This window comes from Streptomyces sp. CB01881, assembly GCF_002953255.1.
In the GTDB taxonomy this organism is placed as follows: domain Bacteria; phylum Actinomycetota; class Actinomycetes; order Streptomycetales; family Streptomycetaceae; genus Kitasatospora.
The window spans coordinates 9,718,690-9,739,648 of sequence record NZ_CP026498.1 but is presented as its reverse complement, the minus strand read 5'-3'; the positions used below and the strand labels follow the sequence as shown (position 1 = coordinate 9,739,648).

16 protein-coding genes and 1 pseudogene are annotated in these 20,959 nt (G+C 73.9%); 10 read left to right on the top strand and 7 right to left on the bottom strand.

Annotated elements, in window-relative coordinates:
* Positions 1 to 45 precede the first annotated feature (45 nt).
* The 3 genes from C2142_RS31895 to C2142_RS31885 form a co-directional block, all read right to left on the bottom strand.
* Positions 46 to 489 carry an SRPBCC family protein gene (locus tag C2142_RS31895; RefSeq protein ID WP_148646290.1) on the bottom strand — a complete coding sequence of 148 codons (444 nt, stop codon included), beginning with the start codon at positions 487 to 489 and terminating at the stop codon, positions 46 to 48.
* A 144-nt stretch (positions 490 to 633) separates the two neighbouring features.
* Positions 634 to 942 carry a hypothetical protein gene (locus tag C2142_RS31890; protein WP_241002900.1) on the bottom strand — a complete coding sequence of 103 codons (309 nt, stop codon included), beginning with the start codon at positions 940 to 942 and terminating at the stop codon, positions 634 to 636.
* A 207-nt stretch (positions 943 to 1,149) separates the two neighbouring features.
* On the bottom strand, positions 1,150 to 1,716 hold the full coding sequence (locus C2142_RS31885) for a TetR/AcrR family transcriptional regulator (protein ID WP_148646289.1): 567 nt from the start codon (positions 1,714 to 1,716) through the stop codon (positions 1,150 to 1,152).
* Positions 1,717 to 1,975: 259 nt separating this feature from the next.
* Here C2142_RS31885 and C2142_RS31880 point away from each other — a divergent pair, with 259 nt between their 5' ends.
* The 5 genes and pseudogenes from C2142_RS31880 (at position 1,976) to C2142_RS31860 (ending at position 13,329) form a co-directional block, all read left to right on the top strand.
* Positions 1,976 to 5,335, top strand: coding sequence for an amino acid adenylation domain-containing protein (locus C2142_RS31880; RefSeq protein ID WP_241002899.1), 3,360 nt, complete (start codon positions 1,976 to 1,978; stop codon positions 5,333 to 5,335).
* Positions 5,332 to 10,947 (top strand): non-ribosomal peptide synthetase/MFS transporter, encoded by a 5,616-nt coding sequence (locus C2142_RS31875; RefSeq protein ID WP_148646287.1) that lies wholly within the window; start codon positions 5,332 to 5,334, stop codon positions 10,945 to 10,947. Before C2142_RS31880 ends, C2142_RS31875 begins: the two co-directional genes overlap by 4 nt.
* Before the next feature lie 126 nt (positions 10,948 to 11,073).
* On the top strand, positions 11,074 to 11,268 hold the full coding sequence (locus tag C2142_RS31870) for an MbtH family NRPS accessory protein (RefSeq protein WP_148646286.1): 195 nt from the start codon (positions 11,074 to 11,076) through the stop codon (positions 11,266 to 11,268).
* Positions 11,269 to 11,367: 99 nt separating this feature from the next.
* A pseudogene (locus C2142_RS31865) lies at positions 11,368 to 11,538 on the top strand (alkaline phosphatase); the annotation flags it as partial.
* 186 nt (positions 11,539 to 11,724) lie between these two features.
* A complete protein-coding gene (locus C2142_RS31860; protein WP_241002898.1) occupies positions 11,725 to 13,329 on the top strand; it encodes an MFS transporter in 1,605 nt (534 codons plus the stop codon).
* A gap of 163 nt (positions 13,330 to 13,492) precedes the next feature.
* Here C2142_RS31860 and C2142_RS31855 read toward each other — a convergent pair whose 3' ends face one another.
* Complete coding sequence (locus C2142_RS31855; protein ID WP_148646284.1) at positions 13,493 to 13,789, bottom strand: hypothetical protein; 297 nt, start codon at positions 13,787 to 13,789, stop codon at positions 13,493 to 13,495.
* A 425-nt stretch (positions 13,790 to 14,214) separates the two neighbouring features.
* On the opposite strand from C2142_RS31855, the gene C2142_RS31850 reads away from it, so the two are divergent.
* The 5 genes from C2142_RS31850 (at position 14,215) to C2142_RS31830 (ending at position 17,308) form a co-directional block, all read left to right on the top strand.
* Positions 14,215 to 14,457, top strand: coding sequence for a hypothetical protein (locus C2142_RS31850; RefSeq protein ID WP_148646283.1), 243 nt, complete (start codon positions 14,215 to 14,217; stop codon positions 14,455 to 14,457).
* 98 nt (positions 14,458 to 14,555) lie between these two features.
* Positions 14,556 to 15,611 (top strand): hypothetical protein, encoded by a 1,056-nt coding sequence (locus tag C2142_RS31845; RefSeq protein ID WP_241002897.1) that lies wholly within the window; start codon positions 14,556 to 14,558, stop codon positions 15,609 to 15,611.
* 38 nt (positions 15,612 to 15,649) lie between these two features.
* On the top strand, positions 15,650 to 15,886 hold the full coding sequence (locus tag C2142_RS31840) for a hypothetical protein (protein WP_148646282.1): 237 nt from the start codon (positions 15,650 to 15,652) through the stop codon (positions 15,884 to 15,886).
* A gap of 76 nt (positions 15,887 to 15,962) precedes the next feature.
* On the top strand, positions 15,963 to 16,943 hold the full coding sequence (locus C2142_RS31835) for a S8 family serine peptidase (RefSeq protein WP_206671060.1): 981 nt from the start codon (positions 15,963 to 15,965) through the stop codon (positions 16,941 to 16,943).
* Positions 16,943 to 17,308 carry a hypothetical protein gene (locus tag C2142_RS31830; protein ID WP_148646281.1) on the top strand — a complete coding sequence of 122 codons (366 nt, stop codon included), beginning with the start codon at positions 16,943 to 16,945 and terminating at the stop codon, positions 17,306 to 17,308. Before C2142_RS31835 ends, C2142_RS31830 begins: the two co-directional genes overlap by 1 nt.
* A 141-nt stretch (positions 17,309 to 17,449) precedes the next feature.
* Here the strand turns inward: C2142_RS31830 and C2142_RS31825 are convergent, their stop codons facing one another.
* The 3 genes from C2142_RS31825 to C2142_RS31815 all read right to left on the bottom strand — a co-directional run bounded on the left by C2142_RS31825 (position 17,450) and on the right by C2142_RS31815 (position 20,898).
* The gene (locus tag C2142_RS31825) at positions 17,450 to 19,510 is read right to left on the bottom strand and encodes a discoidin domain-containing protein (RefSeq protein WP_148646280.1); all 2,061 of its coding nucleotides are present in this window, start codon (positions 19,508 to 19,510) and stop codon (positions 17,450 to 17,452) included.
* A 210-nt stretch (positions 19,511 to 19,720) separates the two neighbouring features.
* A complete protein-coding gene (locus C2142_RS31820) occupies positions 19,721 to 20,080 on the bottom strand; it encodes a zinc ribbon domain-containing protein YjdM (RefSeq protein ID WP_148646279.1) in 360 nt (119 codons plus the stop codon).
* A 68-nt stretch (positions 20,081 to 20,148) separates the two neighbouring features.
* Complete coding sequence (locus C2142_RS31815) at positions 20,149 to 20,898, bottom strand: GntR family transcriptional regulator (RefSeq protein WP_241002896.1); 750 nt, start codon at positions 20,896 to 20,898, stop codon at positions 20,149 to 20,151.
* Positions 20,899 to 20,959 lie beyond the last annotated feature (61 nt).

Sequence of the window (20,959 nt, the reverse complement as noted above, 5' to 3'; positions counted from 1 at the left end):
AGCGGGGACGGTGGGAGCGGGCCGGCGGCCGGGCTCGGTGGCTGTTCAGCAGCGCTCGGCCTCGGCCTTGAGCCGGTCGAGCCAGCTCTCCAGGGACGCCCGCAGCGCGGCCTCCAGCTCGGCCGGCTGCGCCTCGACCGGCGCGCCGGACCAGGACTCCTCGGTGTGGACGGTCACCGCACCGTCCGTCTCCGCGAAGGTCCAGACGTGGACCCCGTCGATGCCGTTGGCCGGACCGCCCCAGACGATCCGCCGGCCGGGGACGAGCTCCAGCACGGTGGAGGCGATGTCCAGGCCGTGGGTCTGCCAGTGGAACGAGGCGCCGGGGGCGAGCGGGCCGTCCAGGCGGGCCCGGTCGACGTCCGGGAGCCAGGTGGCCCAGGAGTCGATGTCGGTGTGCAGGGACCAGACGACGGCGAGCGGTGCGTGGATCGTGGTGGTCAGGCGGGCGATGACGGGCGCGTTCTCGTCGATGGTGTGGACGGTCATGGTGGTCTCTCCCTGAGTGGATCTGCGAAGGGGAACGTGCGGCGTGGAACTGGCAGGACGGACGTGGTGGTGCGCCGGGGTCGGGGTCGGGGTCGGGGCCGGGCCTGGGCTGCGACAGTGCGGTTCAGTGCGGTTCAGTGCGGTTCAGCGCGGGGCCGGCGCGAGGGCGTGGAAGACCCAGGGCCATCCGAGGCGCTCGGTGAGCACCCCGCCGAGCAGGTCCGCCACCCGCCCGCCGGGCAGCAGCAGTGCGCCGAAGGCGAGGCCGTAGGCGTTGACCACCCAGGACATGCCGCTGTCGGAGAGGCCGACGCCGTCCCGGACGGCCGGGAGGGCGACGTTGACGATCGAGGTGCTGAGAACGACGGTGAACTGGGCGCCCGCCAGGGCGGCGAGTGCGGCACCGGGCCGTAAAGCGCTGTTCGTACCGGTTTCCGTGCCGGGTGCGGTCACGAGAGCTCCTATATGTGGTTGACCACTCACTCTTATGCCCAAAGGATGGGCGGGGCGGCGGCCCCCGGGGGAGTGCGGGCCGCCGCCCCGCCGCGGCGGGGTGTGGCGTGAGTGCGGGCTCGGGGCCCGCCGGTCGGTGTCCGCCGGTCGGGTCCCGGTGTCCGGGGCCCGGCGCCCAGTGGCGGGGTGCTGCGGTGGCGCGGTGCCTCAGTAGTGCGTGATCCCGGCCGTCAGGGTGCGCGTCCAGGGTGCGTCGACCTCTTCGGCGCCCATCGACACCAGCAGGTGGCAGAGCATGCCGGTGGCGAAGAACTCCTGGATCTGGTGCTCGTCGCCCCCGGAGGCGCCCCGGGTGTACTCGACCAGCCGGGCGTAGCCCGCCCGGACGGCGTCCCGGACCGCCGGCTCGGAGACCGCTGCCGCCTGGGCGTGCAGCTGGACGAGCATCAGGTCGTTGTCGCTGATCAGCTTGGCGTAGGCGTCCCCCATGGCGTGCAGGACGGCCTCCGGTGCGCTGCTCGCGGCCTGCGCCGCGCCCTCCTCCAGGCTGGCCCGGACCCGGGTGAAGCAGTGCTCGACGACGGCGACGAACAGTGCCTCCTTGTTGGGGAAGAGGCGGTAGACGTAGGCCTGGGAGATGCCGGCGGCCTTGCCGACCTCGGTGGTCGTGGTGCCGAAGTACCCCCGCGAGGCGAAGGCTCCGATCGCGGTGCGGAGCACCGTCTCACGGCGTTCCTCGGCCGTCGACAACTGGCGGGGGCGTTCGTTCTTCATGTGAGTACTCAATCACTCACACCCTGCCGAGTCAACCCTCCGTCAGCTCCGGCGGCGGTCCGGCAATCACCCGGCGGATAGCTGGTCCAGACCATTGACGCTCGCCGACCCCGCTCCCTAGCATGATCCGCACTGCGGCGGCCATACGGGGGCCCGCCGCCTCGCCGAGCGCGCAGCTCCCTCCCACCGACAGGGCACGCGGCCGGACCACGTCCGAGCCCTGCCGTCTGTCGACCGCCGGCGCGTCATGAGGAGCACGATGAGCACGTCCGTCCATGCGGCACCCCACGGGCCCGACCAGGTCTCCCCGGCGTCGGCCGTCCTGACCATCGGACAGGAACGCCTCTGGTTCCTGGGCCAGTTGGACCCGGGGGACGCCTCCTACAACATCCCGCTCGCCCTGCGGCTCACCGGCGAGCTGGACCCGGCCGCCCTGCGTGCCGCCCTCGACGGGGTGGTGGCCCGGCACGAGGCGCTGCGCACCCGGTTCCCGAACGAGGACGGCCGCCCGGCGCCCGTGGTCGACCCCCCGGCACCGCTCCCGCTGGAGGTGGTCGACCTGCGGGGCGAGCCGCACCGGCTCCCCGCGGCCCTCGCCGAGCGCACCAACCGCGGCTTCGACCTCGCCGCCGGCCCGCTGCTGCGCGCCGCCCTGTTCCGCACCGGCACACAGGAACACGTGCTCTGCCTGGCCGTGCACCACATCGCGGCCGACGGCTGGTCACTCGGCCTGCTGCGCACCGAACTCGCCGACCGCTACGCCGCGCACCGCGCCGGCCGGCCGCTCGACCTGCCGCCGCCGCCCTCCTACCTCGCCCACGCCGCCGCCGAACGCGCGTGGCTGGCCGGACCGGAGGCGCCCGCGGCGCTCGCCTACTGGTGCGACCGCCTCGCCGACGCCCCCGCCCTCGAACTGCCGCTGGAACGGCCCCGGCCCGCCCACCCGGGCAGCGCCGGCGCCTTCCACACCCGCACCCTGCGCGGCCTCGGCCCCGAACTGGACGCCTTCGCCCGCGCCCGCCGCATGACGCCGTTCATGGTGCTGGCCGCCGCCTACCAGGCCCTGCTGCAACGCTGCACCGGGCAGGACGACTTCTGCATCGGCGTGCCCACCGCCGCCCGCACCACCGTCGAGGCCGAGCAGACGGTCGGCTACTTCTCCAGCGCCCTGGTACTGCGCGCGGACCTCGCCGGTGCACCGACCTTCGCCGACCTGCTGCGCCGCACCCGAAAGGACTGGCTCGGCGCGCTCGGCCACAGCCAGGTGCCGTTCGAGCAGCTCACCGAGGAGCTGCGGGTCGAGCGCGACCCCGGCCGCACGCCGGTCTTCCAGACCCTGCTGACCGTCCACACCCAGAGCGGCGGCGCGCTCGACGAGCACGCCTTCGCCGACCTGCGCTGCACCGAACTCGACGGCGGCTACACGGCGGCCAAGTTCGAACTCGCCCTGGACGTCCGGTGGGACGGCGACGACCTGCTGGCGATCTTCGGATACCAGACCGAACTGCTCGACGAGGCCTGGATCACCCGGCTCGGCCGCTGGTTCGAGAGCCTGCTGCGCGACGCCCTGGCGGGGCCGGACACGCCCGTCCACCGACTGGCCCTGCTGGACGCCGCGGAGCTCGCCGAAGCCGCCGTCACCGTCGGCCCCACCCCGACCCCCCATCCGGAGACGGTGCTCGCCGCGATCGACCGCGCCGCCGCCGAAGCCCCGGACGCGCCCGCCCTGGAGAGCCGCGGCGAGCGGCTCTCGCGCGCCCGACTGGCGCAGGAGTCGGCCGGGTTGGCCGCCCGGCTGGCCGCGGCCGGGGTGCGGCGCGGGGACGTCGTCGCGTTCTGCCTGCCGCGCGGGCCGCGTGCGGTGGTCACCATGCTGGCCGCCTGGCGGGCCGGCGCCGCCTACCTGCCGCTGGACCCGGAGTACCCGGCCGCGCGGCTCGCCTTCATGCTGGCCGACAGCGGGGCGAAGGTCCTGGTCACCGCCGACGGGCGGCCGGTCGAGGGCCTCCCGACGGAGGTCCCGGTCCTCGCGGCGGCCGACTTCGGTGCGGGTGAACCGCTTGCGGCGGTCGTCTCCGGTGCGGGTGAACCGCTTGCGGCGGTCGTCTCCGGTGCGGGTGAACCGCTTGCGGCGGCCGACTCCGTCGCCGGTGAACCGTTCGCCGTGGCCGCCTCCGCCGAGCAGGCGCCCCTGGCGGAGGGTCCCGCCGTCGGCGGGGACGACCCGGCCTACCTCGTCTACACCTCCGGCTCCACCGGCACCCCCAAGGGCGTCCTGGTGCCGCACCGCGCGCTGGCCGCCCGGGTCGCCTGGATGCGCGAGGGCTACGGGATCACCGCCGCCGACCGCGTGCTCCAGTTCGCCTCGCTCTCCTTCGACACCTGCGCCGAGGAGGTGTTCCCGGCGCTCGCCGCCGGCGCCACCCTCGTCGTCGCCGAGCCGGGCGCCGCCCTGCCCGAGCAGCTCGCCGAGCCCTCCGCCGCCGGGCTCACCGTCCTCGACCTGCCCACCCCGTACTGGCACCAGCTGGTCGCCGACCTCGACGCCACGCCCTGGCCGGCCGCCCTGCGGCTGCTGATCCTCGGCGCCGACCAGGTGCGGCCGGAATCCGTCGCCGCCTGGCGCGCCTGGTTCGGCGACACCGTCCGGGTGGTCAACTCCTACGGGCCCACCGAGACCACCGTCATCGCCACCACCGCCGAACTCGGCGCCGCCGACGCCACCGCCCGCCCGCCGATCGGCCGGCCGATCGGCGCCACCACCACGGCCGTCCTCGACCGGCACGGCAACCCCGTCCCGCCCGGCACCCCCGGTGAGCTGGTCATCGGCGGCGACGGCGTCACCCACGGCTACCTGGGCCGCCCCGGCGCCACCGCCCGCGCCTTCGTCCCCGATCCGGACGGCCCGCCCGGCGCCCGCCGCTACCGGACCGGCGACCTCGTCCGCCGCCGCGCCGACGGCGCCCTGGAGTTCCTCGGCCGGCTCGACAGCCAGGTCAAGGTCCGCGGCTTCCGCATCGAGCCCGGCGAGACCGAGAGCGCCCTGCTCGCCCTGCCCGGCGTCGGCCAGGCCGTGGTGACCGTCCGCGGCGACGCCCTGGTCGGCTACGTGGTGCCCGCCGCCGGGGGCCCCGCCCCCGTGCCGGACGCGCTGCGCACCGGGCTCGCCGCCACCCTCCCGCCCCACCTGGTGCCGAACGCCCTGCTCGTCCTGGACGCGCTGCCGCTCACCCCGAACGGCAAGCTCGACCGCCGCGCCCTGCCCGCCCCCGAGAGCCGGCCCGAACTGCGCGCCGCCTTCCTCGCCCCGCGCACCGAGGCCGAGGAGCTGGTCGCCGAGGTGTGGCAGGAGGTGCTCGGCCTGGAGCAGGTCGGCGCCCTGGACGACTTCTTCGACCTCGGCGGCCACTCCCTGCTGGCCACCCGCGTCGTCGCCCGCATCCGCTCGACCGTCGACCTGGCCGTGCCGCTGCGCACCCTGTTCACCCACCGGACCGTGGCCGCCTTCGCCGACGCCGTCGAAGCCGCCCTGGTCGCCGAACTCGCCGAGCTGTCCGAGGACGCCGCAGAGGAACTGCTCGCCGCGCAGGACTCCCCGGAAGGGACGACCCCGTCATGAGCACCGACGCACCAGTGAGTGCCGACACACCAGTGAGCGCGGGCGCACCGGGGGGCGCGGGCACCCCCGTCGCGGGAGCGGAGGCGCCGTCCCCGGCGAAGCTCTCCGCCGCGAAGCGGGAGCTGCTCAGCCGCCGCCTCAAGGCGCGCACCGCGCCCCGCCAGGCCGTCCCGCGGCGGGCCGCCGACGCCACCGTGCCGCTCTCCTTCGCCCAGGAACGCCTCTGGTTCATGGAGCAGTTCGCGCCCGGCACCTCCGCCTACAACATCCCGGTCACCCGCCGGCTGCGCGGCCCGCTGGACACCGGCGCGCTGCGCCGCGCGCTGGACGCCTCGGTCGCCCGCCACGAGACGCTGCGCTCGCGCTACCCGGCCACCGAGGACGGCCGCCCGGTGCTGGAGATCGCCGAGCCCGCGCCGTTCGACCTGGTCACCGCCGAGGCGGCGGACGAGGACGAGGCCGGCCGACTGGTCGACGCCGCGGCCGCCGTGCCGTTCGACCTGGAGGCCGGGCCGCTGCTGCGCGCCCTGCTCGTCCGGCTCGCCGAGGACGACCACCTCCTGCTGCTGGTGGTCCACCACAGCGTGAGCGACGGATGGTCCAGCGAGGTGCTGGTCGGCGAGGTGCTCCGCGGCTACGCCGCCTACGCGGCCGGCAGACTCGACCCGCTGCCGGAACTCGCCGTCCAGTACGGTGACTTCGCGATCTGGCAGCGGGAACGCCTGAGCGGGGACCGGCTCGCCGCCGAGGTCGCCCACTGGGCCGGTGAGCTGGCCGGCGTCGAGCCGCTCGAACTGGCCTTCTCCCGCCCCCGCCCGCCCCGGCAGACCTTCGACGGCGCCGGCCACGGCTTCCGCGTCGACCGGGCCCTGCTGGACGAGCTCACCGCCCTCGGCAGGCGCCACGATGCCACCGTCCACATGGTGCTGCTGGCCGCCTTCCAGGCCCTGCTGGCCCGCTACAGCGGCCAGACCGACTTCGCTGTCGGCTCGCCCATCGCCGGCCGCCCCGAGCCCGAACTCGAACCGCTCGTCGGCATGTTCGTCAACGTGCTGGCGCTGCCCGCCCGGCTCGGCGGCGACCCGTCCTTCAGTGAGCTGCTGCGGCGCACCCGGGAGACCTGCCTGGAGGCCTACGCCCACCAGGAGCTGCCCTTCGCCCAGCTGGTCACCGAGCTGAAGGTGCCCCGCGACGTCAGCCGTCCGCCGGTGTTCCAGGCCGTCCTGGCCGTGCAGAACTACGCCACCACCCGCGATGGGATCGGCGAACTCCCGCTGGAGGTCGAGCCGTTCGGCGTTCGCGCCAGCGGCACCCGGTTCGACCTGGAGCTGTTCCTGCAGGAGTGGCCCGACGGCCTGGCCGGCGCCTTCAACTACAACACCGACCTCTTCACCGAGGACGACATCGCCCGGTTCGGCGGCCACCTCGGCCGGCTGCTGGCCGCCGTCGCCGCCCGGCCGGACGCGCCGGTCTCCACCCTCGACGAGCTGGCCGAGGACGAACGCGCCTTCGAGCTTGAGGAGTTCAACCGGACGACGGTCGACCGCCCGGACACCACGCTGACCGCGATGATCGCCGAGCAGATCGCCCGCACCCCGGACGCGGTCGCCGTCGCCTTCGAGGACCGGCCCGCACTGACCTACCGTCAACTCGACGCGGCCGCCGACCGGATCGCCGCCCGCCTGGCCGCCGAAGGGATCGGCCCGGGGAGCCTGGTCGCGGTCGGCGCCGAACGCTCGCCCGAACTCGTCGCCGGTCTGCTCGGCGTGCTGCGCACCGGCGCCGGCTACACCCCGCTGGAGCCCGAGTACCCCGCCGAACGCCTGGCCTTCCTGCTCGCGGACAGCGCCGCGCCCGTCCTGCTCACCCAGCGCGGACTCCCCACCCCCAAGGGCTGCACCGCCCGCGTGCTGCTGCTCGACGACCCCGCCGAGTGGCCCAGGGCGAAGACCCGCCCGGCCGGTCCGGCGCCCGACGACACCGCCTACCTGATCTACACCTCCGGTTCCACCGGCCGCCCCAAGGGCGTGCCCAACACCCACCGCGGCATCGCCAACCGGCTCCGCTGGATGCAGGACGCCTACCGGATCGGCCCCGGCGACGCCGTCCTGCAGAAGACCCCGGCCGGATTCGACGTGTCCGTCTGGGAGTTCTTCTGGCCGCTGGCCACCGGCGCCCGGATCGTCCTCGCCAAGCCCGGCGGACAGAAGGACGCCGGCTACCTGCGCGACCTGATCGCCCGCGCCGGCGTCACCGTCGCCCACTTCGTGCCCGCCATGCTCACCGTGTTCCTCGCCGAGGACGAGGTGGAGAAGTGCACCGCGCTGCGCCGCGTCGTCTGCAGCGGCGAGGCCCTCCCACCGGACACCGCACGGGAGTTCACCGCCCGGCTGCCGGGCTGCGCGCTCGCCAACCTGTACGGGCCGACCGAGGCCGCCGTCGACGTCTCCTCCTGGGAGTGCGAAGGCCCGCTGGAGACCGTCCCGATCGGCCTGCCGATCGACAACACCCGCCTCTACGTGCTCGACCGGGCGCTGCGGCCCGTCCCGCCCGGCGCCCCCGGCGAACTCCACATCGGCGGCACCGCCGTGGCCCTCGGCTACCACCGCCGCCCGGGCCTCACCGCCGCCCGCTTCGTCCCCGACCCCTACGGCCCGCCCGGCTCCCGCCTCTACCGCACCGGCGACCTCGCCCGCCGCCGCCCCGACGGCACCCTCGAACACCTCGGCCGGATCGACCAGCAGGTGAAGATCCGCGGCCTGCGGATCGAGCCCGGCGAGACCGAGGCCCTGCTCCGCGCCCAGCCCGGCATCGCCGACGCCGCCGTGATCGTCCGCGAGGACAACCCCGGCGACAAGCGCCTGGTCGGCTACGTCCTTCTGGAGCCGGGGGCCGAGGAGCCCGATCCGGCCGCCCTGCGCTCGACGCTCAAGCTCTCGCTGCCCGACCACCAGGTGCCCACCGCCTTCCCCGTGCTGGCGGCCCTGCCGCTCACCCCCAACGGCAAGCTGGACCGCCGCGCCCTGCCCGCCCCGAAGCTGCGCCGGGCCGGGGGCGGGGTGCAGAAGCCCGTGACCGAGGCCGAGCGGGTGCTCGCCGGGATCTGGGCCGAGGTGCTGGGCCTGCCCGAGGTCGGCACGGACGAGGACTTCTTCGACCTCGGCGGCCACTCGCTGCTCGCCACCCAGGTGGTCGCCAAGGCCCGCAAGCGGCTCACCGAGGCCGGCGCCCGCCCGATCTCCGTGATGGACCTCTTCACCTGCCGGACGGTGCGCGACCTCGCCGCCCTGGCGGACCTCTCCGAGCAGGACCGCGGCCCGCGCAGGCTGCTGCACCGGCTCACCCGGCCGGTGCCCGCCGACCGCCGCCGGCTCACCCTGGTCTGCGTCCCGTACGGCGGCGGCAGCGCGGTGGTCTACCAGCCGGTCGCCGACCTGCTGCCGGCCGGCACCGAGCTGTGGGCGGTGGCCATCCCCGGCCACGACATCGGCGTCACCGAGGAGCACCTGCCCTTCGACGAACTGGCCGAGCAGCTGGCCCGGGAGGTCCGCGAGCGGGTCGAGGGCCCGGTGGTGGTCTACGGCCACTGCGGGGTCGGCACGGCGCTCGCCGTCGCCACCGCCCGGCTGCTGGAGGCCTCCGGGCGCGAGCTCGAAGCCGTCTACGCCGGCGCGCAGTTCCCCTTCGCCAAGCCGCGGAGCAAGGTGCTCACCACGCTGAGCCGGCTGGCCTCGCTGGAGCCGCTGCTCGGCGACCGGGTCTACGTCAACTGGCTGACCGGCATGGGCGTCGACACCTCCGAACTCGACCAGGACCAGGTCCGGTTCATCGTCGGCAACATGCGCCGCGACTCCCAGGCCGCCGAGGAGTACTTCACCCGGGCCATCGCCGAGGTGGACGCGGGCGCGCCGCGGCTGAGGGCGCCGATGATCTCGCTGGTCGGCGACCGCGACCCGGCCGCCGACTTCTACCAGGAGCGCTACCGCGAGTGGCTGCTGCTCGCCGAGCGTTCGGCCGTCGCGGTGCTCGACCAGGGCGGGCACTTCTTCGTCAAGTACCGCGCGGACGAGGTCGCCGAGGCGGTCACCACCGTGCACCGGGCCGTCCTGGACGGCGCGACGGACCGGCTGCCCGCGCCGGGTCCGGACTCCTCCTGGTGGTTCCACGGCGAGACCGGTCCGCCGGCCCCCGCCGCGGACGGCCCGGAGCCTGCGGCGCAGACCGTGGCCGACGACGGCCCGCAGCCCAGCATGCGCCGCTTCCTGGCCGTCGCCGCCGGCCAGCTGGTCTCGATCACCGGCTCGGCGCTCACCGAGTTCGCCCTGCCGGTCTGGATCCTGCTGGAGACCGGCTCGATGGCCCGGTACGCGCTCTACGCGGTGATCGCCATGCTGCCCGGCATCCTCGTCGGCCCGCTGGCCGGCGCGCTGGTGGACCGGCTGGACCGCCGGAAGGTGATGCTGGCCGGCGACGTCGCGGCGGGGGCCACCCAGGCCGGGATGCTGGCCCTGCTGGTCGCCGGGCAGCTGCACTCCTGGGAGGTCTACGTCCTGCTCGGCGTGCTCTCCGTGGCGCTCACCTTCCAACGGCTCGCCTACGCCTCCGCGGTGCCCCAGATCGTGCCCAAGCAGTACCTCGGCCACGCCAACGGAATCGTCCAACTCGCCTTCGGTGCGGCACAGTTCGTCGTCCCGCTGGTGGCGGTCGCGCTGATGGCGGCGATCGGCCTGCGCGGCATCCTGGTCATCGACGTGGTGAGCTACGCGCTGGCGATCGGCGTGCTGCTCGCGGTGAGGTTCCCGAGGACGCTGCCCTGGACCAGGCGCGAGTCGCTCACCGAGGAGATCCGGCAGGGCTTCGGCTACTCCTGGCACAACCGGGGCTTCCGCTCGATGCTGCTCTGGTTCGCCGGCCTGAACGTCTTCCTGGCGCCGCTGTTCCTGCTGGTCACCCCGATGGTGCTGGCCTTCTCCGACCTCGACGGCGCCGCCCGGGTGGCCGTCGCGGGCGGGGCGGGGGCGCTGCTCGGCGGCATCGCGATGGGCTTCTGGGGCGGGCCGCGCCGGCACCGGCTGCGCGGCATGCTCGGGCTCGCCGCGCTGCTCTCGCTGGCCTGCGCCTTCACCGGCCTGCACGCCGGGCTCTGGGTGATCGCCGCCGGGGCGTTCGGGATGTCCTTCGCGCTGACGCTGGTCAACGGCGTCTACTCGACGATCGTCCAGGTCAAGGTGCCGCAGCGGTTCCACGGCCGGGTGTTCGCGCTCAACACGCTCGTCGCCTGGTCCACCCTGCCGCTCGGGCACGGCGTGATCGCCCCGCTGGGCTCGGCGGTGTTCGGCCCGCTGATGGACGACGGCGGTGCGCTCGCCGGGGTCTTCGGCCCGCTGATCGGCACCGGGCCCGGACGCGGCATCGCGGTGATGTACCTGCTGTTCGGCCTGGCGATGCTGGTCCTGGTGGCGGTCGGCCTGCGCCTGCCCGCCCTGGCCCGGTTCGACCGGGACGTGCCCGACGCGGAGCCGGACGACCTGGTCGGCCTGCGGGAGCGCGCCCGCCTCGCGGCCGCCCGCAGGGCCGCGCAGGCCGACCGTTCCGAGGCGCTCTCCGGCTGACCCGTCCGACCGCCCGGACGCCTCGGATCCGTCGCCCGACGTCCAAGCCCGACCCCGATCCCGACGCCCGACGTCCGGCGGCCCCCCGGCCGCCGGGCTCCCACCCCCTCCGGCAAGGAGTACTCCGTGAGCACCGAAGCCCAGTACCAGGTCGTCGTCAACGACGAGGAGCAGCACGCACTCTGGCCGGCCGGCACCCCGGTGCCGGCCGGCTGGCGGGCCGAGGGCTTCAGCGGCGGCGAGGAGGAGTGCACCGCCCACGTCGACCAGGTCTGGCCGGACATCCGCCCGCTCAGCCTGCGCCGCCGTCTGAGCTGCTGACCGCCGCCGCCCGGGCTCCGGATCGCCGGTGCCCGGGTGTTCGGCCGTCCCGGGCGTCCGGCCGCCCGGGCGCCGCGCTCCTGCGCGGCGGGTGCGGCAAACGTCCGGTTCTACAACGGACTGCGCGGCTACACGACGGTCACCCTCACCCCGGAGCACGCCCGCGCCGACTTCCGGACGGTGTCCCACATCACCACCCCGGACGGGACGTTGGCCACCGCCGCGTCCTTCGTGACCGAGGCCGGGAGCCCGGGACTCCGAGAGGTCTGACGGCCCGTAAACTACACCGGTGTCGATTCGGCCGTCCCTCCGGCGTGCGGGGCGGCCATCCGGGTGACATAGTGTCCGCTGACCGGCGAGACGCCGTGTCAGTTCGCGGTACGGGCGGGGCCGGACGGGGTGAACCGGCGGCGGAGCCCTGCCGCCATACCCATCGAACGAAAGGGACGGGAACCCGTGCGGTCCGAGAACGCTCCGGCCACCTCGACACCTGTGGCCGCCAGTCAGTCACTGACACTGGCAGGCATGCTCTTCGCGGTCTCGATGACCTTCATCGACCAGACCATCGTCTCCATCGCCGCGCCCGACATCATCCACGAACTCGGCCTCTCCTCGGTCGGCATGCAGTGGGTGGTCAACTCGTACCTGCTGGCGCTGGCGGCGTTCTTCGCCCTCGGCGGGCGGCTGGCGGACGTGCTCGGCCACAAGCGGATGGCGCTGGTCGGCACGCTGACCTTCGTGGCCGCCTCGGCCCTGTGTGGCGCGGTGCCCACCGGCAGCGCGGCGCAGACCTGGCTGATCGTCTTCCGGGCGCTCCAGGGCCTCGGCGCGGCGCTGATGTTCCCGGCCGCGCTCGCCGTGGTGGTGGAGGTCTTCCCGGTGCAGCGGCGCGGCCGCGCGCTGGCGCTCTTCTTCGGCGTGGCCGGCGGTCTCACCGCGGTCGGCCCGATCCTCGGTGGCTGGCTGACCAGCTGGACCTGGCGGGCGATCTTCTGGGTCAACGTGCCGATGGCCGTCATCGCGATCGTCCTGACGCTGATGGCGAAGATCCGCAACACCCCGCGCCGTGAGCCGATCGACTGGGTGGGCGCCGCGCTGGTGGCGGTCGGCATGGCCCTGAGCGTGCTCGGCCTCCAGCAGGCCGCGACCTGGGGCTGGGACAGCCCGGCCACCTGGCTCTGCATCGCCGGCGGCCTCGCCGTGATGGTGCTGTTCGTCCTGTTCGAGCTGCGCACCCAGGACCCGCTGATCAAGCTCCGGGTCTTCGCCGACCGCGCCTTCGCGGCCGACAACGCGGTGCTGTTCTTCGCGATGATCGCGTTCGTCCCGGTGTTCTTCTTCGCCTCGGTCTACTCGCAGGTGGCGCTCAACCAGTCGGCCAACGACGCCGGCCTCTACCTGCTGGTGTTCTTCGCCGGCTTCGCCCCCGGCTCGCAGCTCGGCGGCCGGCTGCTCGACCGCGTCGGCGCCCGGCCGCCGATGATGGTGGGCACCGCGGTCGGCGCCGTGGGCTTCGCGCTCTGGGCCGGCAAGATCACCGACCTGTCGCTGGGCGCCCAGTGGCCGTACATCGCGCTGGCCGGCCTCGGCATCGGCCTGCTGCTCACGCCCGCCTCGACGGACGCCGTCAACCGCGCGATCGGCGCCTCGTACGGTGAGGTCACCGGCATCACCCAGACCGTGCGCAACTACTCGGCCAGCCTCGGCATGGCCGTGCTGGGCACCGTCCTGCTGCACAGCACCACTGCGAACATCCAGGACACCCTGCTGGCGCACGGCGTGCCGGCCGAGGTCGCGCACGGCACCGCGGAGGAGATCACCAAGAGCATCACCGGCCACGGCGAGGGCGGCGGCCAGGGCGGCGCGTCCGGCGCCTCCGCCGAGATGATCGACGCCGTCCGCCACGCCTTCGCCGAGGCCAACGGCCCGGTGCTGTACGGCATGGCGGCGGCGCTCGGCGTCGCGTTCGTGTGCGCGCTGCTCCACCCCGGCACGCGGGTCACCGCGGAGCCGGCCCCGGCCGCCGGGCAGGAGGAGCGGGTGGCCGCGCCCGGCGCCTGAGCCGCACGGCGAACACACCGGGCCCCCGCGGCACCGGCAGCGTGACGAGGGCGGCCGGTCTCCCCGAGACCGGCCGCCTTCGCGTGTCCGCGTGTCCGCCTTCGCGTGTCCGCGTGTCCGCCTTCGCGTGTCCGCGTGTCCGCGTCCGGTTCAGGTACGGAACTCAGCTCTGCATGCAGTCGTCGTACTGCTGGTTGCACTCGTCGTGGCACCGCTGCCACTGGAAGAAGTCGCCCATGTCGAGCTGGGGCTGGCACTCCTGGTCGCAGGAGTCGAGGCTCTGGCCGCACCTGATCCGCTGCTGCCGCTCCTCCTCGGTGAACATGGGGACGACGATCTGCTCTCCGGTGGCGCCGCTGCGCGGGCTCGCCGCCGGCCGGGTCGTCGCGTACCGGGTCGTCGCGTGCCGGCCGGGGCCCGGTCGGACGGACGCCTCGGCGTGGAAGCCGGGAATGGCCATGATGGTGCTCCCGTCACGTGGTCCGGACGGAGACCTCCGGCCACCGGTCGGCCGGCGCTCCCTCGCGGGCCTCCCCGGGGGCACCGGGCGAACGGCCCGCTCCGTCCAGGCTACGCCGTCGGGCCGCGCCGCCCCCGGGGTCGGCCGCGCTCCCGCCGAGGTGCACGTCGGGCCGGGCAGGAGCAGCCTGGAAGTAGTGGATGACCGCGGGCGACCGAAGCCAGGGTCTCCCCGGCTCCCCCCACGCGAGTGAACGCAACCCTCGCGTCCGAACGGCCCGGCATGTTTCACGACCCGACACTTCACGACCCGACACACTTCACGACCCGACATGTCTTCACGCCCCCGTTCCCGCGGCACCCGGGCGGGCCGCGGCCCGCTGCCACGGAGCTGCGCACGGGCGGTGACGGTGAGGGAGATGGCCGATGACCGACGGTGAGTGGCGGGACGACCCCGCCCCCAGCGGCGAGGCCCGCCGTCCGCGCAGGGTGCGCGTCCCCGGGTTCGTCCCCGGGTTCGTCACCGACGAGGAGATCGGCCTCGGGGACGCGGTCAGGCGTGTGACGAGCACGATGGGGATCAGGAGGCCCTGCGGTGGTTGCGAGCGGCGCGCGGCCGCACTCAACCGCCGGGTGGTCCTGTCGCGGGGCCGCGCTCACCAACCGTGAGCGTGGTGACGGACCGTGACGTGAATGCCGCGACGGTCCGGACGGCGTGACGTGAGGCGTGAGGCGTGACGCGTGAGGCATGACGTGAGGAGTCACCGATGGACCAGGAGTACCAGGAGCACCCCGACCTGGTGGACGACCGGCCGGCGGACGACCCCGACCAGCTCAAGCCGGTCCTCGCACCGCCCGCCGCCACCGCTGCGGCCGCCTCCCCGACCGCCTCGATGCCGGATCACGCCACCGTGACCGCCGCCTCGATGCCGGATCACGCCACCGTGACCGCCGCCTCGATGCCGGACTACCGCTGCGGCCACGGGTGCGGGAGCGGGGACACGACCGTGGAGGCGGCCGGGGACGACTCGGGGCGGGGCGGCCGCGGTCACGGTGGCGGCTATGTCTACGTGCTCGGCCAGGTCGACTACCGGTTCCCGAGCCTGGCGGTCGAGAAGGAGGTCGCCCAGGCCGTGTACCGGTCCGACAGCGCCGAGCTGACCGACCGGCAGGCCGTGCACGCGGTCGTCTCACAGGCCGACAACCGCTACCTCGCACGCCAGTTGTGCTACGTCCTGAGCGTCCAGGGGATCGAGACCTACCTCCTGCGACCGCGGGACCCGGTGGAGTTCGACCGCCTGGTCGCGGCCGTCCGGCCGGAACCCAGGGGCTCCGACCTCGACGTCGTCATCGGCCACCGGGGGCCGCTCGCCCCGCCCGACCTCTGCAACGGCCTGACGCTCCCGGTCGTCTCCTTCGACCAGATCTACTCCTTCGACACCGAGGAGCTGGTGGCGGCGATAGACCGGCCCGCGGGAATGGACGACGACCTGTTCGCGACGTCCTCCAGGGAGTTGCTGCACCGGGTGATGCAGCTGGGGGACAACGCGGGCGACACCGACGAGCACCGCGCGCTGAACTACCTCGCGGTCCGCTACCCGCGCATCTACGAGAAGACCGTGGAGGCCTTCGCCGCCGACTCCTCGCTGACCGCGGTGAGCTTCCGCGACTCCCGGCTGAGCGGCGCCCGCAGGATCATCGACGTCCTGTTCTGCTACACCGACCGCCGGACGGACGTCACCGAGAAGTTCTTCGTCCGGGTCGACGTCACCGAGGAGTTCCCCTTCCTGGTGAACAAGCTGTGTCCCTACTACGACCGTTGAGCCGCGCCGGCCGGGCGCGGGAGGAGGAGGTGTGGGAGATGACGATCCCGGGATTCACCGCCGAGTCGGCGCTCCACCACACGGGCGGGCACTACCGGGTGTCGCGCCACGGCTCCGCGCGGGGCCCGCAGGTGATCGAGGGGCAGTGGTCGTTCTGTGCGGTGGAGTGCCGGGCCGAATGCCTGGGCCCGTGCCGGAACAACCCCAATGGTCGGGAGTGCCGACAGTGTCGGAAGGACTGTCTGGACACCTGCGACACCAGCCGCTTCCAGTGATCCGGTACCCGACCGGACCCGGCCGAGGGCCGAGGACCGAGGCAGGCCGGCGGGACCGCGCACACGGGACGACCCGATGACGACACCGTTCGAACAGGCTGGGCTCACACGGCTGATGGCACGCGGCGCCGGCCGGCCGGAGGTCGTCGTCGCGGTGATCGACGGCCTGGTGGCCCTGGACCACCCGGGCCTCGCCGGGCAGCGGCTGCACTTCCTGACGTATGGCGGACCCGGCGGACGCGGCGGCGCGTGCAGCCGCGCGGGTGGCGGCGGCCCGGCCTGCCGCCACGGCACCTTCGTCGTCGGCCTGCTCGGCGCCGGGCGCGGCTGGGAGCCGCCGGGCATCTGCCCGGGCTGCACGCTCCTGGTGCGCCCCGTCTTCGCGGCCGACCGCCCCGCCACCCGCGCCGCCCCCGCCACGAGTCTGGAGGACCTCGCGGCCGCCGTCGTGGAGACGGTCGACGCGGGCGCCCGCGTGCTGAACCTGAGCGTCGGCCCGGACCGGCCCGCCGGAACGGGGCACCGCGAGCTGGAGTGGGCGCTGGACCACGCCGCCAACCGCGGCGTGATCACGGTGGTGGCCGCCGGGAACCAGGGCGCGGTCGGCACCTCCGTCCTCACCCGGCACCCCTGGACGATCCCGGTGATCGCCTACGACCGGCGGGGGCGGCCGATGAACCTCTCCAATCTGGGGGGATCGATCGGGGGGCGCGGCATCGGTGCACCGGGCGAGGCCGTCACGGGTCTCGGCCCCGGGGACCGTCGGCTCGTGCTCACCGGTACCAGCGCCGCCGTCCCGTTCGTGGCGGGCACGGTCGCCCTGCTGCTGTCCGAGTTCCCCGCGGCGTCGCCGGCCGAGGTGCGGGCGGCCGTCCTGCGCACCGGGTCCGGGCGGCGCCGGACGGTGGTGCCGCCCCTGCTGGACGCCTGGGCGGCGTACACCGAGCTGCTGCGTGTCCCGTACCGCCCGGGTCGCAGCAGTCCGTTCGCGGACCGGAGGGCCGGCGGGTCACCTCCCGTGCGGCGGCCGGTCCCCGATGAACTGGAGTTCCGCTGATGATCACTGTTTTCCGTATCGACGCACCCCCGACCGGGAACGAGCTCAAGGGCGACGCGAGCAACCCCACCCCCGAGCAGATCGAGGAGGAGAAGGAGGCCCGGCAGGCCTTCCTGGACGCCGTGTCGCCCCACTTCAAGGCCCTGCCGGAGCGGCCGCCCCACGCCTTCGGCAACGTGGAGAAGGTGGAGCTGTTCGGTGAGGACGTGGTGTCCCGGATGAACCGCTACCTGCTGCTGGTGACCGTCGACATCGGCGATCCGCGGATCGACTTCGAGTCGTTCGTGCCGGGCGGCACCACCATCACCACGGTGGAGGGCTCCCTCAGCCCGATCTCGCACTGGCCGGACGGCGATCGGGGCTGATCCGCCGCCGCCCGCCGCCGCCGCCCGTTGCCCCTGCACCCCTGCACCCCGGCACCCCGGCTCCGGTACCCCGGCACGCCGTTGCCCCGGCACCCCGGTCACGGCGGACCGGGGTACCGGGGCGACGGGGCGGGACGGCCGTCAGGTGCTGTAGACGCCGACCTCGTGGAGCGAGTAGCCCCACTGGGTGCCGCGTTGCACCCCGTGGACGCGGACGTACCGGGCCGGGACGCCGGCGAACCGCGCGGTCTCCAGTCCGCCGCCGCCGGTGGTGGTGGACCAGACGGACTGCCAGTCGGTGCCGTCGGTGGAGACCTCGATGCGGTACGCCCTGCCGTAGGCGCGCTCCCAGTCCAGGGTGACGCGCCCGACCAGGGTGGTGGACCCGAGGTCGAGCCGGAGCCACTGGTCGTCGCTCCAGTCGCTGGCCCAGCGGCTCCCGAGGTCGCCGTCCACGGCCCGCCCGGGGGCGTAGCTGACGAACGGGTTCCACTCCGTCGAGGAGGCCGAGGCGGGCGACCCCGTGGCCAGGTTCACGCCGGCCCGGTGGTGCTCGGACGCCCCCCAGGTGGTGAGGTAGGACTCGGCGCCCCGGAAGAGGTCGTCCACCACGCCCTGGCCGCCGACCTGCCGGATGTCCTCGATCCAGTCCGGGACGAGGCCGTAGTGCGCGGCGCCGTCGGTGTTGATGTCCCAGGTGCGGGAGCCGGCGGTCTGCCGGTCGATGACCGAGCCGCCGTCCACGCTGCGGAACGGGTACCGCACCGGGTTGGCGGTGTCCGCGCCGCGCGGGCCGGGCCAGCCGCCGACGCCGTTCATGTCGGTGCCGTAGCCGTAGCCCACCTGGTACTTGTCGCGCAGCGCGTCGGTGCGCTTCGCCTCGTTGCTGAACGCCTCGGCGCCGTTCATGTACTGGGCGACGAAGCCGCCGAGCTTGTAGACCCGCTCGGTCCAGTCGAGGTCCATCCAGCTGTGCGAGGAGAGGACGCCCGGGTACGACTCGGATTCGAGGATGTCGAAGGAGCGGTCGGCCGCCTTCACGCTCATGTGGTCGACTTCCAGCATCATCTTGCGCTTCATCAGGCCGCGCACGGCGTACTCGCCGAGATCCGTCAGCCCGCGGGTGTTGCACCGGGCGTCGGTGGCGTACGACGGGACGGCGACGCCCTGCGGCAGTTGCTGCTGGGCGGCCGGCGCCGGGGCGAGGCCGATGGGGTTGTCGTGCTGCGGTCCGGCGCACTGCTCCGTCTTCCAGAAGGTGCCGGTCGACAGGAACTGGCCGACGTTGATCGCCGTGCCGAGCGCGCCCTCGTCGAAGCGGACCCCGCACAGAGCGTTGTCGAACTTGTGGCAGAGGAACATGCTGCGCACGCCCAGCCCGTACAGCTCGTCGAGGCCGCGGTCGATGTCGGCCTTGCTGCACTGGGCGACGTCCAGGATCTGCTTGCAGCCGAAGGGTTCGGACGTCTCCACGCCCAGGACGACGGCCAGTTTGCCCTGCTTGACGACCTCGCGGGCCTGCGCGCTGTCGGTGACGATCCGGAACCAGCCCTTGCCGGGCCCGCCGAACATGGTGTCGATGTAGGCCTGGAGCTCGTAGGTCTTCTGTGCCTGGAGCCGGATGGAGGTCATCTCGTCGCAGCTGCGGTCCTTGAAGAAGTAGACCGAGCAGATCACCCCGTTGGTGACCAGGTCGTTGACGAGCACCCGCTGGCCGCCGCGCCAGGCGCGTTCGATCCAGGCGTAGTAGTTCTGCTGGTGGGTCAGCGAGTCGTGGGCGGGCCAGTCCTTGAAGGTGGGCCAGCCGACCGGGTCGTGCTTGCCGTCCCCGCCCTTGGTGATGAAGTCGAAGATGGCGAGGGAGCCGTCGGGGTAGTGCTCGGGGCAGTCCTTGAGCGCGTCGGCGACCCCGGCCTCGGAGAACGCCTTGCCGCAGATCAGCCGGCCGCCGAAGGCCTCGTTGGCCATGATGTGGTCGTGCGCGTCGACGAAGCCGCGGACCTTGCCCTGGGCGTCCGTCCCCTTGAAGGGCTCGCCCGTGACGTTGATCTGCGAGTCGGGCGAGGGCCGTGCGATCGGGTTCCACCAGCCCGGCTCGCTCGCGACCCCGGGCGCCGGCGCGGCGAGCGCCACGGCGATCAGGGCGAGTAACGAGGCCAGGAGGGTGGCGAGTCGGAGCCTGCTGTGGGGGAGCTGGGTCATGGTCACCACTCGGGTCGGGGAGCGGATGACGCGGTGGGACGGCGGACCGGTGCGGGGCAACCGCCGTCCGGCCGACTGTCATGTCCCGCGTACTCGGTGTGACGAGAATCGCCACTGTTGGAATCCGAGTCAATAGGCCGGGACGGATGACCTGACAAATGGTGAAGGGCGCCCTGCGTCGAGGTCCGACGCGGGCGCCCTCGCGGGGGTTCAGGCCTTCTTGACTACGCTCGACTTGAGCTGCATGGGGCCGAAGCCCTCGATCCTGCAGTCGATGTCGTGGCCGTCGACGCCGTCGACCAGGCGGATGTTGCGGACCTTGGTGCCCGCCTTGATGCCCGAGGGGCTGCCCTTGACCTTGAGCGCCTTGACGACGGTCACGGTGTCGCCGTCGCTCAGCACGTTGCCGACCGAGTCCTTGATCACCCGCTCGCCGGCGGCGCCGGTCTCGTCGGCGCCGCCCTCGGCGGGCACCCACTCGTTGCCGCACTCGGGGCAGACCATGAGTGCGTTCATCTCGTACGTGTACTCGCTGGAGCACCGGGGGCAGGGGGGAAGGTTCTCGCTCACCGGGCCAGAATATCGGACCACCGGCGAATATCACGCTCCGTAGTCGCTTTGGGGGCGGAGAGCGACCGTCAGGCCAGGAAGCCCCGGAGCAGTGCGGCGGTCGCGGCGAGGTGCTCCTCGGTGGCGCGGCGGGCGGCCTCGCCGTCGCCGTCGAGGATCGCCCGGACCATCGCGCGGTGCTGGTCGGCGGCGTGCTCGATGTTGCGATCCAGCATCGGGATGGCGTTGAGCAGGTCGTTCAGGCGCATCCGGGCCTCGGCGATGCCAGCGGCCAGGGTGCGGGAGCCGGTCAGCTCGCCGACGGCCAGGTGGAAGCGTGAGTCCAGCTGCCGGTACTGCTCCGGGGGCGCGCCCTCCAGGTCGGCGAGCCGGCTCTCCAGATAGGCGCGCTGGTCGGCGGAGAGGGTGCGCCGGGCGGCCGCCTCGGCGGCGCCGGTCTCCAGCACCAGACGGTACGTCAGCGCGTCCTCCAGTTCGCCGCCGAGGTCGCGGGCGGCCCGGCGCAGCTCGGCGACGTCCGGCGGCGGCATCCGGTAGGTGACGAAGGTGCCGCCGTAGCGGCCGCGTCTCGACTCGACGCAGCCGGCCTGCTGGAGCGTGCGGAGCGCCTCGCGCAGGGTCTCGCGGCTGACCCCGAGCCGGGTGGCGAGGTCGCGTTCGGCGGGCAGCCGGTCGCCGTGGCCGAAGACGCCCAGTTTGATCGCCTGGAGGAGGCGTTCGACGGTCTCCTCGAAGGCGTTGCCGGTCCGGACGGGCCGGAAGATCGCCCCGGCCTGCCAGTCCACGCGCGCTTGTTCGCGTACCTCGTCGACGTCCACGCCGGAATCGTACCTATGAGTGACTCCCGGACCCGCCCCCTCACCACCCTTGACGCGGCCC